Genomic DNA, 12,536 nt, shown 5'->3' on the forward strand with positions numbered 1-12,536 from the left:
AATGAGTCGAGGTATGGATGTCGTTGTTTATGCTCCTGCGTCAATCGGTAATGTGAGCGTTGGTTTCGATGTTTTGGGGGCGGCCGTGTCCCCCATTGATGGCACGCTACTGGGTGACCGAGTTATGGTTAAATCAGGCGATGAGCCGTTTAGCCTAAAAACAGCAGGTAGCTTTGTCTCAAAACTACCTGAAAACCCGAAAGAGAATATTGTTTATGACTGCTGGCGTGTATTTGCTCGCGAGCTAGACAAGAAAGGTCAAGCGCTTTTGCCCCTAGAGATGACTCTAGAAAAGAATATGCCTATTGGCTCAGGATTAGGTTCAAGTGCTTGTTCCATTGTGGCTGCTTTGGATGCGCTCAACCGTTTCCATGGCGAACCTCTCAACGAAACTGAGTTGCTTGCGTTAATGGGGGAAATGGAAGGACAGATATCTGGTGGTGTTCACTACGATAATGTCGCACCATGTTACCTTGGCGGCGTACAGTTGATGTTGGAAGAGTTAGGCATTATCAGTCAAGAAGTGCCATGTTTTGACAATTGGTATTGGGTAATGGCTTATCCGGGAATCAAGGTCTCGACTGCCGAAGCGCGTGCAATTCTGCCATCACAATATCGCCGTCAGGACATTATCGCCCACGGTCGTCATCTCGCTGGCTTTATACATGCTTGCCACTCTAATCAGCCTGAACTGGCAGCGAAAATGATCAAAGACGTGATCGCTGAACCGTATCGTGAGAAACTGTTACCTGGTTTTGCTGAAGCGCGTAAATACGCTGTAGCAGCCGGCGCTTTGGCGACGGGGATTTCGGGTAGTGGTCCAACGCTATTTAGTATTTGTAAAGATAAAGATGTCGCTGAGCGTGTGGCACGCTGGCTTGAACAAAACTACGTACAAAATGAAGAAGGATTCGTCCATGTTTGTCGTCTCAACAAGCAAGGTTCGAACGTAACAGGAAGTGAGCTATGAAGCTGTACAACATAAAAGAAAATGACGAACAAGTATCCTTTGGCCAAGCCGTGCGCCAAGGGTTAGGTCGTAACCAAGGCCTTTTTTTTCCATCAGAACTGCCTAAGTTTGACGATGTAGATGCGCTTTTAGCTGAAGACTTTGTTTCACGTAGTACTAAGATTCTCTCAGCACTTATTGGTGATGAGTTAGCAGAAGAAAAAGTAAATTCAATGGTTGATGCAGCGTTCCAATTTCCTGCACCAATCAAGCAAGTAAAAGAGGGTGTTTATGCCCTTGAACTGTTTCACGGTCCAACTCTAGCGTTTAAAGATTTCGGCGGCCGCTTTATGGCTCAGTCGTTAGCTGCTGTTTCTAATGGTGGTAAAATCACCATTCTGACAGCAACGTCCGGCGATACTGGTGCGGCAGTGGCACACGCTTTTTATGGGATGGAAGATATCAACGTTGTTATCCTTTACCCGAAAGGCAAAATCAGCCCTCTGCAAGAAAAGCTATTCTGTACGCTTGGCAACAATATCCACACGGTTGCTATCGATGGTGATTTTGATGCTTGCCAAGCGCTCGTTAAGCAAGCTTTCGATGACGCCGCTCTGCGTGAAGAGATTGGCTTAAATTCCGCTAACTCAATTAACATTAGCCGCCTAATGGCTCAGATCTGCTACTACTTTGAGGCCGCTTCTCAACTAAGCAAAGAGCAGCGTGAAAACCTCGTGGTATCGGTACCAAGTGGTAACTTTGGGAACCTGACAGCCGGTTTGTTAGCAAAAGCTCTAGGTTTGCCGATTAAGCGTTTCATTGCTGCGACTAACGCGAACGATACCGTGCCACGTTACTTAGAAACGGGTAAGTGGGATCCAAAACCAACGGTTGCAACCACTTCAAACGCGATGGATGTGAGTCAGCCAAACAACTGGCCGCGTATCGAAGAGCTATGCCAAGTGAAAGATTGGGGCTTAGAGACGTTAGGTAAAGGTGCGGTGAGTGATGAGCAAAGCGCGGCATCAGTAAAAGAGCTGTACCAACAAGGTTATCTGTGTGAACCGCACGGTGCGATCGCCTACCGAGTGCTGCAAGAGCAGCTTCAAGAAGGTGAGACAGGGTTATTCCTATGTACAGCACATCCAGCGAAGTTCAAGGAAGTGGTTGACGATATTTTAGGTACAGATATTGACCTGCCAGGCCCGCTAGCAAAACATGCAGTGATGGATTTGCTGTCTGAAGACCTCGCCAATGATTTCGATGCATTGAAAGAAGTCCTGCGTCGAGTGCAGAAATAAGTTAGCAAAGGTCGCTCAGGCGGCCTTTGTTTTTTTAGAGCGCTTCGAATCGAGAACGGACTTCGCCCTGCGAGAGGAGCTTGTGAAGAGCGAGTCGAAAGTTGCAGGCAGCGCTGGCTAAGATTTGAGTTTAATTGTCTGAATTTAAAAGAAAAGGGTTGACACTGTGTGTCAACCCTTCAACATTTTGTCGTTTCTCTTATCTGTTCAAAGCAAATGTCGGTAACGAAAGGTGCCAGCGAATAGCGCCTAAGCGAATAATCAGTGTAGAAGCGACACCTGCGAGGAAAGCTGTATCGTTATCATAGCCAATCGCTAAGGCTGTGGTATGGAATACCCCACCAATCAAACACGCAGTCGCATAGACTTCACTTCTTAGTACCATTGGGACTTCACGCGCTAATACATCGCGAATGATGCCGCCGCCACAACCCGTTATTACACCCATGATGATAGCGACCAACGCTGAATCTTGATAATGCATCGCTTTGTCTACACCAATACCGACAAAGACGGCTAATCCAATCGCATCACACACTGGTAAAACCCACCACGCTAGGCGTTTTGGTCGTCGAACGATGAGCATAGTGATCAAACAGGTAATTAGGATAGTCCATAAGTAGTTGGTGTCAGTGATCCAGAATACCGGGGTTGCTCCAAGAGCCATATCACGAATCGTACCGCCACCGATAGCAGTGACACTGCCCAAAACGGTGACACCAAATGGATCCATCTTTAAGCGGCCTGCAAGTAGAACGCCTGAAATGGCAAAAATAGCTGTACCGAACAAGTCGATCAAATAAAGCAGCATGGAGTCCATGTTACTAAAATCTCTTACTAAAAAGTTGCGAATAAAAGTGAGACTGGATTGTACGAGATATCACCATTGACCGTTAGTGTTTTCGCCTAACGTTATCAAAATACTCGCAAACTTGTTTGACCGCTAAGAGTGTTCTCGGCGTCGGTCGGTTTAGCCAGTCTGAGTTTAATGACCAGACATGTTTATTTTGAACAGCATCAAGTTGGTTTGCCCATTTGTGCCACATATTGCCATCGGCAATAGCATGTTCAGAAGAGAAAATGACATCTGGGTTACTGATGATAACTTGTTCCAGCCCAACTTGAGGATAAGGCGCGGCACTGTCGGCGAAGACGTTGACGCCCCCGCAGAATGTAAATACCTCACTTGGCCATTTCTCTTGGGCGAGGGTGATGATGGGTTGGGCGCTTAATTGATAGAAGTAGCGAACAGGTGTTTCTGTGTGGTACTCGTTTTTAAGCTTTTCTAACTGTTGTCTAAAGTCGGCTGCGGCTCGTTTGCCTATATTGGGATCGTCTGAGTATTCACTTAACTGTTCGAGATTATTAGCGATATCGCTAAGAGACGAGGTTTGTGAGTAATAAATATTGATGCCAAACTGCTTTAGCTTCTCCAGCTCACCGTTTGGGTTACCTGCGGGCCAAGCGATGACTAGGTCTGGTTGAAGTGCAATGATTCGCTCGATTTTTATGCCCTGATAATTGGACACTTTTTCCAGCGTTTTTGCCTGTTCTGGATAGTCGCTACGCTCACTGACCGCAACAAGCTTGTCACCCAGTCCCGCAGCGAAAGCAATCTCTGTCGCATGTGGCGCTAAACTAATGATTCGCTCGACGGGGGCTGCGAAAAGGCTGGGAATAACCAGAGCAGCTAAACTGGCAACGATAAGGCGCATCTAAATACCTTGATAGAATAGGCCCATAAGCAGGCTTTGAATAATGATCCAAATGAACATGCGCCAAGCCAACATCTTCTGAACTTGAGCCACATGTATGGCAGATGGTGCAATACGACCGCCGAGCTTAGCGCGTACGGATTTTTTACCGTCGTAGATGGCAGGGCCACCCAAAGATAGCTCCAACTTACCGCCCACAGCGACGATCAGCCAAGCCGGTCCAGGAAGAGGCCAAGAACTTGCTTGCTGTTGAATGAGTTGGACAGAGGCTTTTGCTCGGTGACCGACGGCGATCATGAGCGCAAACAGGCGCAAAGGGATAAAATCGAGGACGGCGACAGCACGCACAGCAGTCAATCCAAACGGCGAGAACTTTTGTCTTGAAGGGGACCAAGCACGAGCCAGTTCTACCGACATTCGATAGCCAAAAGCCCCAATACCGCCAGCAATGGCATACCAAAACAGTACTCCAACGACATTACGTCCGTAAGACATAATTAAGGTTTCAGAGCCGGCTTTGCCAAGTCCAAGTAGCGATAAAGGATCGGTGGAGCGATTTATCAGCGGCTTAATTAGCATCTTTGCTTGCTCTTTGTCCTCGCGGGCGAGAGCGGCAACGAATTGAGCGGTAAATTTATCTGTATTGCGCCAATCAATGGCAAGAAGGAGAAAGGCCAGCTCAAAAAGTTGCGGTTGCCAAACCAATGGCTTTAACGCGATTAAAACGGCGAGCATAGGCAGAATCATTAGTAGCCAAGCTAAGCTGCCTGAAATGATACTTTGCTGGTAGCTGTTGTTTACGTTGACTTTATCGGCCAATTGCTCGGCGAATTTATGCCACAAAATGGCTGGATGAGCTTCGCGGGGAAAGGGCAATATCAGATGGCATAATAAAGCGCCCCACAACACGAGGAGCGCACCATTTGAGTAGAGTTGCTGAAACAGATCTTCCATGATGTCTCTTTAACTTACTTTAGAAGTTCAACCATCTTGATAACCATTTCAGATGAGCTTTGAGCGGCTAGCGGAAGAAACTCATCAAAGCTCATACCTGCTTCTTTGTCAGCCACATCAGAGATTGCGCGCACTACAACGAAAGGAACTTTGAACTGGTGACAAGTTTGAGCGATCGCTGCGGCTTCCATTTCTACCGCGACAACCGATGGGAAGTGTTTGCGGATAAATGCCTGACGTTCCGCACTACATACAAAAGCGTCACCAGTACATATTAGGCCGCGAACTGCGTGCTTATCTTCCATTTGTGACAGCGCTTTCTCTGCTACATCCATCAGTTTTTCATCTGCAATGAATGCCGCTGGTTGTTGTGCCATTTGCCCCATTTCGTAGCCAAATGCCGTCACATCGGCATCGTGGTGGCGAACTTCAGTTGAAATCACAACATCACCAACGTTGAGGCTAGAATCAAAACCACCCGCAGAGCCAGTGTTAATGATCACGTCAGGTTGGTACTCGTCCAGTAAAATTGTGGTGCCAACCGCTGCTGATACTTTGCCAATGCCGGATTGAAGCAAAACGACATCCACACCGTTGATCTGTCCAGAGAAGTAAGTACAGCCTGCTTTGCTTACTTCTTGGCGGTTTTCAATTGCTTGTTTAAGGATGGAAACTTCTTGTTCCATTGCACCGATGATGCCGATTTTCATAATGAATCCTGTTAATTGACATGGGTCTAATCGAATGGTGCTAAGTGTAACAGAAAAGGGCTAGATGGGAACGGGTTGCGCCCTATGGATAACTGGATCGGACTTTGCCCTGCTGGAAGTGGGGCCGGGCAGTAAGTTGATAAAACCTATAGTGTGAAAGGTATTGACAGAACTACTCCTTAAATAAGACATCATGTTCTCGATTCTCGATCAATTACCTATTGCTTAACCCATATACATCTCATATAATCCGCGCTTCGCGTAGCGGCTGAATCAGAGATTGGCTGCTACAAATTTAAACTTACTCTTATTAGGAGAGAATTATGTCTCTGAATGCAGAAACTAAAGCAGCAATCGTTGCAGAATACGCTCAAACTGAAGGCGATACAGGTTCACCAGAAGTTCAAGTAGCTCTACTTACAGCTTCTATCAACCACCTACAAGGTCACTTCAAAGCGCACAAAGGCGATCACCACAGCCGTCGTGGTCTTCTACGTATGGTTTCTCGCCGTCGTAAGCTTCTTGACTACTTGAAAGGCAAAAACCTTTCTCGTTACCAAGATCTAATCAAGCGTCTAGGCCTACGTCGCTAATCAGCGGCTGCATAGAACAGTTTGTCGAAAAAGGGGCTATACGCCCCTTTTTTGTGGCCTAAATTGTGCCAAACCTCTGCTAAGTAGTTTATACTACCTCCGGCTATAACCACCTTAGTGGTTTTATCTCCACAATACTTTTTGCATTACAGTCACCGATGTCGGCCAAAAGGTCGCGACTATTAAAAGGCTATTGCCCCGCAGTATTCTTTTACTAGTCGCGATTCGTAATGCCTTGAGTAATTTAATTAACTCAATCTAAGCACGTGCTTAGAGAAAGGAATAACAATGTTCGAAAAACCAGTTGTTAAAACGTTCCAGTACGGTAACCACACAGTTACTCTAGAAACTGGCGTTATCGCTCGTCAAGCTACAGCTGCCGTTATGGTAACTATGGATGACACAGCAGTATTTGTTTCTGTTGTTGGTAAAAAAGAAGCGGTTGAAGGTCAAGACTTCTTCCCTCTAACAGTTAACTACCAAGAGCGTACTTACGCTGCAGGTAAAATCCCTGGTGGTTTCTTCAAGCGTGAAGGTCGCCCATCTGAAGGTGAAACTCTGACTGCTCGTCTAATCGACCGTCCAATTCGCCCTCTATTCCCAGATGCGTTTAAAAACGAAGTTCAAGTAATCGCTACGGTTATGTCTGTTAACCCAGACGTTCAACCTGATATCGTAACTATGATTGGTACTTCAGCAGCGCTAGCTATCTCTGGTATCCCATTCAATGGTCCTATTGGTGCTGCACGTGTTGGTCACATTGACGGTCAACTAGTACTAAACCCAAGCAACACTGAGCTAGAAACATCTAAGCTTGACCTTGTTGTTGCGGGTACGGAATCTGCAGTTCTAATGGTTGAGTCAGAAGCTGACAACCTAACTGAAGAAGAGATGCTTGCAGCAGTTGTTTACGGCCACGATCAACAGCAAGCTGTTATCAACGCAATCAACGAGTTCGCAGCAGAAGTTGCTACTCCAGCTTGGGATTGGGTTGCTCCAGAAGAGAACACAGCACTTGTAGCTAAGATTGCAGAACTTGCAGAAGCTAAGCTTGTTGAAGCGTACCAAATCACTGAGAAGATGGCTCGTTACGGTCGTATCCACGAGATCGCGGCAGAAGTTAATGAAGTGCTGCTTGCTGAAGATCCAGAAGCAAACACCAAAGAAATCCACACTATCTTCCACGATCTAGAGAAGACAGTTGTACGTCGCAGCATCATTGCTGGTAACCCACGTATCGACGGTCGTGAGAAAGACATGGTTCGTGCTCTAGACGTTCGTACTGGCGTTCTTCCACGTACTCACGGTTCTTCACTATTCACTCGTGGTGAGACTCAGGCACTAGTAACTGCGACTCTAGGTACGCAGCGCGATGCTCAAATCATCGATGAGTTAACTGGTGAGCGTAAAGATCACTTCCTACTACACTACAACTTCCCTCCATACTGTGTTGGCGAAACGGGTTTTGTAGGTTCTCCTAAGCGTCGTGAAATCGGCCACGGTAAACTGGCTAAGCGTGGTATTGCAGCTGTAATGCCATCTATCGATGAGTTCCCATACACAGTACGTGTTGTATCGGAAATCACTGAATCTAACGGTTCATCTTCAATGGCTTCTGTATGTGGTACGTCTCTAGCACTTATGGATGCTGGTGTTCCAATCAAAGCGTCTGTTGCGGGCATCGCAATGGGTCTAGTGAAAGAAGGCGATGATTTCGTTGTTCTTTCTGACATCCTTGGTGACGAAGACCACCTAGGTGACATGGACTTTAAAGTAGCAGGTACTAACGAAGGTATCACTGCACTTCAGATGGATATCAAGATCGAAGGTATCACTAAAGAGATCATGCAAATTGCTCTTAACCAAGCGCAAGGTGCACGTAAGCACATCCTATCTGTAATGGATGAAGCGATTTCTGGTGCTCGTGAAGATATCTCTGAGTTCGCTCCGCGTATTCACACAATGAAGATCAGCGCAGAGAAGATCAAAGATGTTATCGGTAAAGGTGGTGCAGTTATCCGTGCTCTAACTGAAGAGACGGGTACAACTATCGAAATCGAAGATGACGGTACAATCAAGATTGCTGCAACTGAAGGCGCAGCAGCAAAAGAAGCGATTCGCCGTATCGAAGAGATCACTGCTGAAGTTGAAGTAGGCCGTATCTACACAGGTAAAGTTGCACGTCTAGCTGACTTTGGTGCTTTCGTTACGATTCTTCCTGGTAAAGATGGTCTTGTACACATTTCTCAAATCGCAGACAAGCGTGTAGAAAAAGTGTCTGACTACCTTGCTGAAGGTCAAGAAGTTCAAGTTAAAGTTCTTGAAATCGACCGTCAGGGCCGCGTTCGTCTAAGCATGAAAGAAGCGGTAGAACAGACTGAAGAAGTCGTTGCTGAAGAAAAACCTGCTACAGACGCATAATGCGAGCTTGATAGGCTAATTAGCTTATTACGCTAAAAGCATGTTATAAAGGGAGCATTACGCTCCCTTTTTTATTGCGGATTACTCTGAGTGAAAACTCAGTAACAGGAGTATCGATCTGTGAAATGGTTTCAAACCGCTACGCTTAGTCTCGCTTTAGCGATTACGGCAGGCTGCGCATCGACCTCAAGCAACAACGCTCAGTGGCTATATCCACCAATGGCGGTTCCTTTGCAAGCCAGTGTGCAGCAAGAAGTTCAGATTGCGCGTTTATCTCAACTCTTACAAAGACCCGATCTTTCGAATGATGTTCGAGCCAAAATGCTTTATGAACGCGGTAACTACTATGACAGTGTTGGTCTGAGAGATCTCGCTCGTTTAGATTACAATCAGTCACTTGCTCTTAATCCTGCTCAGCCAGATCTGTTTAATTTACTTGGCGTTTATTTTACCCAGGTAGGTGAGTTTGATGCTGCGTACGATGCCTTTGATTCTACCTTAGAGTTAGATCCGGATAATTCTTATGCCGCACGCAACCGTGCCATTGCGCTTTACTATGGTGATCGGATTGACCTCGCTTTAGAAGATATGCAAAAGCATTATGATGAGGACCCAAGCGATCCATTTCGTGCTTTGTGGCGCTATATCATTAAGCAGGAAAAGCAACCGGATGTTGCTCGTGAAGAGCTACTCAAAGTCTACCAGACTCGTGATGAGCAATGGGGTTGGGTACTGGTTGCCATTACGCTTGGAGAAGTGTCTGAAGATCAGGCCTTTAAAGCCATTTTAGCCGGAACCCGAGACAATACTGTTTTGGCTCAGCGTCTAACAGAGGCTTATTTCTACTTGGGTAAGCGCTATCAAGCTGAAGGTGACTTTGCGAGCGCCATATCGTTATACAAACTGGCGATTTCGTTCAACGTCTTTGAGTATGTAGAACATCGTTATTCGTTCTTGGAACTTAGCCGAATCTACAATCAAGTTAAAGCTGAACATCTTGCCAAGAATAAAGCCAAAGCGCTTGAGACAGAATAAACATTGATGATGTGAGTTCGGATAGCCGCTGCTTTGCAGCGGCTTTTTTATTGCCAGATGGAAAAATGAAGACTAAAATAGTTAGCCTTGCTAACTAAATGTGCAGACAATGACTCTAGAAAATAGCTTAATGGAACTGGAACGATTCTGTTCCAAAGCGTGGCGAGTTCATGCCAAAGAAGATGCTTTATCAAACTTGAGTTTTAATGAATACGATTATCTTCGAGTGATACAAGAACACGCTCAGGGGATTCGCATCACCGATTTAGCTCAAGAGATGAAAGTGAGTAAGCCTTCCGCCTCGAATATGGTGGCACGATTGCAGAATAAAGGCTTAGTTTCACGGATATCATGTAATGAAGATGGACGCGCTAAGCGAGTGATTCTAACGGAGCAGGTCATTAAAGACCTTTCGCTTGAACAAGTGGTTTACCGCAGGATCGCGGAGTCTATTGGCAACAAACTGACTGAGGTTGAAAACAGCCATTTGATCAGCTTGTTAGAAAAAGCACTTAAATAATTAACTCGAAGTCAGAAAAATTTATCTATTTAGTTAGCTATGCTAACTAGTGGTGAGAAAATGCAAACATCCATTTATAAACAGTTTTGGAAATACACGATACCTACCGTGGCAGCAATGCTGGTCAACGGTCTATATCAAGTCGTTGATGGCGTCTTCATTGGTCGCTATGTTGGTGCTGATGGCTTAGCGGGCATTAACGTCGCTTGGCCTATGATTGGTTCGATTCTTGGGCTAGGTATGCTGGTTGGTGTCGGAACCGGAGCACTCGTTTCAATACAACAAGGAAAAAAAGACAACCAAGGTGCAAAACAGATCCTCGCGACGGGATTAGTGCTACTTATCGCTTTGGTGCCTGTGGTCTCGGTTGTTCTTTATCTGTTCGCAGATGATTTTCTTCGTTGGCAGGGAGCTGAAGGCCGAGTATTTGAGCTGGGGTTACAATATTTACATATCTTGATTGGGGCCTGTATTTTTACTTTGGGCTCGATTGCGATGCCTTTTTTGCTGCGTAATGATGAAAGCCCAAATATTGCGACCATGCTTATGGTCATTGGTGCATTCGTTAACATCGCCTTAGATTACCTCTTAATTGCTGTGTTGGGCTGGGAGTTAACCGGTGCCGCGATAGCTACCGCTATTGCACAAGGTGTGGTCACCGTATCGGGTTTGGCTTACTTTTTTTCATCTCATGCGAGATTGCGTTTGAAGTGGGCTGATTTGCGTTTAAAGCTGGCTATCATCCCCAACATCTTTGCGATTGGCGCATCCAGTTTCTTTATGTATGCCTATGGTTCTATGATGGTTGCACTGCACAACGCACTATTTGCTCAATATGGCGATCAGTTGATGATTGGCGCTTACGCCATACTAGGTTATATCGTCACCGTCTACTATCTCACAGCAGAAGGTATTGCAAACGGTATGCAGCCTTTGGTCAGCTACAATCATGGGGCGAGAAACCAACAAAACATCCGTAAACTTCTAAAAGTTGCGATGTATTCAGCGGTGATAGTGGGTAGTGTATTTGTGGTATTACTCAATCTATTCCCAACTAAATTTGTCTCTGTCTTTAACAAGGATGACGCACAGTTGATGGAACATACGGTGATGGGAATTCGTCTGCACATGTTTTCTATGGCACTCGACGGCTTCTTAGTGGTTGCTGGTGCTTACTACCAAGCGATCAACAAGGGGAGTAAAGCGCTGTTTGTCACTGTTGGCAATATGTTGGTGCAATTGCCTTTCTTGTACCTGATGCCTAAGTTGTTTGGTGTGCCGGGTATCTGGATTGCGTACCCATTGTCTAACATTGCACTCAGCTTGGTGGTGATGACGATGCTGTGGAAAGATATCAAGCGCATAAAAGTGACATCGACCGAACAGGTCATCGCATAGAGAAAAGGGCTCATTTGAGCCCTTTATCATGTGTCATAAATTTAACTAGACGTTCTTCACTTCTAGACCGGCCAGTTGATGCCAGTAACCGTTGCACTGACGGTTATCGATTTGATCTGGGCTATGACCACTCTCGTTGGCGCGGAATTTTTCAACTTGCGAGAAGGTATCGAGGCCAAGTGGACTCAGGCGTACGACATCGACCAATCCTTGCATACTTGGCAGATCGTTGATCAGGTTATAGCAATAGCCTGATTGAGTCTGGATGCCGTTCAGGTTGAACACTTGCTGGCCTTCTTGGCTGCTTACTTGAATGCCTGTTGGGTATTTAATACAGCAGGTCTCACAATCGTCTTTGGCACGATTCTCTGCTCTTGCGGTAAAGCATCGAGCTGAGTAAGCCAAAGGTAGGTAGCCATGACTGAAGACTTCGACCTCGAACTTATCCTTAATACCAATCTCATCACATTGGGTTAATACTTTGCTCAGCCACTCACGAGACAGCTCGACAGGCATGCACCAACGGATCATGCCCTGTTTAAGAAATAGGTTCAGTGTGTGGGCATTGTAAGTATTGACCGCAGGGCCAACCACAAACGGTACCTTACGCTCAGAGGCTAGCTGGATTGCAGAAACGTCATTGGCTTCAATCGCGAAGTCACCATTATCGATGTACTTCTTCATGATGTTGACTTCGCTCGGCGCTTCGAGAAGAGCCATGGTCGAAAGGACAACTTGTTTGCCAGCAGAATTAAGCTCTTTGGCAATATCAAACCAATGATTTGGTTTCATTTCACGTCGTTTAGAGCAAACACTTTCACCCAAATAAATGATATCTGCTGAACTGCTTTTAGCCTGATTATAAAAAGCTTCGACATCCTGCTTTGGCCAGAAATAGAGTAGTGGGCCAAGCGCGTATTTCATGTTTTTTTCCATATTG

At 45.9% G+C, this 12,536-nt stretch carries 12 protein-coding genes; 7 read left to right on the top strand and 5 right to left on the bottom strand.

Going from position 1 to position 12,536, the window contains the following annotated elements; all coding sequences use genetic code 11:
- Nucleotides 1–13 precede the first annotated feature (13 nt).
- Both thrB and thrC read left to right on the top strand, forming a co-directional pair.
- Nucleotides 14–970, top strand: coding sequence for a homoserine kinase (gene thrB, locus ACQEXT_RS03885; protein WP_138971879.1), 957 nt, complete (start codon nt 14–16; stop codon nt 968–970).
- The gene (gene thrC, locus ACQEXT_RS03890; RefSeq protein WP_331416188.1) at nt 967–2,250 is read left to right on the top strand and encodes a threonine synthase; all 1,284 of its coding nucleotides are present in this window, start codon (nt 967–969) and stop codon (nt 2,248–2,250) included. Before thrB ends, thrC begins: the two co-directional genes overlap by 4 nt.
- 199 nt (nt 2,251–2,449) lie before the next feature.
- Here the strand turns inward: thrC and ACQEXT_RS03895 are convergent, their stop codons facing one another.
- The 4 genes from ACQEXT_RS03895 to mtnN form a co-directional block, all read right to left on the bottom strand.
- Nucleotides 2,450–3,070, bottom strand: coding sequence for a TRIC cation channel family protein (locus ACQEXT_RS03895; RefSeq protein WP_426950714.1), 621 nt, complete (start codon nt 3,068–3,070; stop codon nt 2,450–2,452).
- A gap of 73 nt (nt 3,071–3,143) precedes the next feature.
- On the bottom strand, nt 3,144–3,965 hold the full coding sequence (btuF, locus tag ACQEXT_RS03900; protein WP_426950716.1) for a vitamin B12 ABC transporter substrate-binding protein BtuF: 822 nt from the start codon (nt 3,963–3,965) through the stop codon (nt 3,144–3,146).
- Nucleotides 3,966–4,919, bottom strand: a complete 954-nt coding sequence (locus ACQEXT_RS03905; RefSeq protein ID WP_138972567.1) for a cobalamin biosynthesis family protein — start codon at nt 4,917–4,919, stop codon at nt 3,966–3,968.
- 14 nt (nt 4,920–4,933) lie between these two features.
- Nucleotides 4,934–5,629, bottom strand: a complete 696-nt coding sequence (gene mtnN, locus ACQEXT_RS03910) for a 5'-methylthioadenosine/S-adenosylhomocysteine nucleosidase (RefSeq protein WP_138972566.1) — start codon at nt 5,627–5,629, stop codon at nt 4,934–4,936.
- 323 nt (nt 5,630–5,952) lie between these two features.
- On the opposite strand from mtnN, the gene rpsO reads away from it, so the two are divergent.
- From rpsO to ACQEXT_RS03935, 5 genes are all read left to right on the top strand, one after another.
- Nucleotides 5,953–6,222 carry a 30S ribosomal protein S15 gene (rpsO, locus tag ACQEXT_RS03915; protein ID WP_005472830.1) on the top strand — a complete coding sequence of 90 codons (270 nt, stop codon included), beginning with the start codon at nt 5,953–5,955 and terminating at the stop codon, nt 6,220–6,222.
- A 288-nt stretch (nt 6,223–6,510) separates the two neighbouring features.
- Nucleotides 6,511–8,643 carry a polyribonucleotide nucleotidyltransferase gene (gene pnp / locus ACQEXT_RS03920; protein ID WP_426950717.1) on the top strand — a complete coding sequence of 711 codons (2,133 nt, stop codon included), beginning with the start codon at nt 6,511–6,513 and terminating at the stop codon, nt 8,641–8,643.
- Nucleotides 8,644–8,763: 120 nt separating this feature from the next.
- Entirely contained in the window at nt 8,764–9,678 is a 915-nt protein-coding gene (nlpI, locus tag ACQEXT_RS03925; RefSeq protein ID WP_426950719.1) for a lipoprotein NlpI, read from the top strand.
- Between the two features lie 109 nt (nt 9,679–9,787).
- Nucleotides 9,788–10,198, top strand: coding sequence for a MarR family winged helix-turn-helix transcriptional regulator (locus tag ACQEXT_RS03930; RefSeq protein WP_331416193.1), 411 nt, complete (start codon nt 9,788–9,790; stop codon nt 10,196–10,198).
- A gap of 60 nt (nt 10,199–10,258) precedes the next feature.
- Nucleotides 10,259–11,596, top strand: a complete 1,338-nt coding sequence (locus ACQEXT_RS03935) for an MATE family efflux transporter (protein ID WP_426950721.1) — start codon at nt 10,259–10,261, stop codon at nt 11,594–11,596.
- A 45-nt stretch (nt 11,597–11,641) separates the two neighbouring features.
- Here the strand turns inward: ACQEXT_RS03935 and ACQEXT_RS03940 are convergent, their stop codons facing one another.
- On the bottom strand, nt 11,642–12,520 hold the full coding sequence (locus tag ACQEXT_RS03940; RefSeq protein WP_426950722.1) for a U32 family peptidase: 879 nt from the start codon (nt 12,518–12,520) through the stop codon (nt 11,642–11,644).
- Nucleotides 12,521–12,536: the final 16 nt, after the last annotated feature.

It is taken from the genome of Vibrio sp. TRT 29B02, from assembly GCF_050113655.1.
Classification (GTDB): domain Bacteria; phylum Pseudomonadota; class Gammaproteobacteria; order Enterobacterales; family Vibrionaceae; genus Vibrio.

Excerpts from the sequence above, each read along its gene's own strand:
- ACQEXT_RS03935 (WP_426950721.1), top strand. The coding sequence starts at position 10,259 with ATGCAAACATCCATTTATAAACAGTTTTGGAAATACACGATACCTACC.
- pnp (WP_426950717.1), top strand. The coding sequence starts at position 6,511 with ATGTTCGAAAAACCAGTTGTTAAAACGTTCCAGTACGGTAACCACACA.
- thrB (WP_138971879.1), top strand. The coding sequence starts at position 14 with ATGGATGTCGTTGTTTATGCTCCTGCGTCAATCGGTAATGTGAGCGTT.
- ACQEXT_RS03930 (WP_331416193.1), top strand. The coding sequence starts at position 9,788 with ATGACTCTAGAAAATAGCTTAATGGAACTGGAACGATTCTGTTCCAAA.
- ACQEXT_RS03940 (WP_426950722.1), bottom strand. The coding sequence starts at position 12,520 with ATGAAATACGCGCTTGGCCCACTACTCTATTTCTGGCCAAAGCAGGAT.
- thrC (WP_331416188.1), top strand. The coding sequence starts at position 967 with ATGAAGCTGTACAACATAAAAGAAAATGACGAACAAGTATCCTTTGGC.
- rpsO (WP_005472830.1), top strand. The coding sequence starts at position 5,953 with ATGTCTCTGAATGCAGAAACTAAAGCAGCAATCGTTGCAGAATACGCT.
- mtnN (WP_138972566.1), bottom strand. The coding sequence starts at position 5,629 with ATGAAAATCGGCATCATCGGTGCAATGGAACAAGAAGTTTCCATCCTT.
- ACQEXT_RS03905 (WP_138972567.1), bottom strand. The coding sequence starts at position 4,919 with ATGGAAGATCTGTTTCAGCAACTCTACTCAAATGGTGCGCTCCTCGTG.
- btuF (WP_426950716.1), bottom strand. The coding sequence starts at position 3,965 with ATGCGCCTTATCGTTGCCAGTTTAGCTGCTCTGGTTATTCCCAGCCTT.
- ACQEXT_RS03895 (WP_426950714.1), bottom strand. The coding sequence starts at position 3,070 with ATGGACTCCATGCTGCTTTATTTGATCGACTTGTTCGGTACAGCTATT.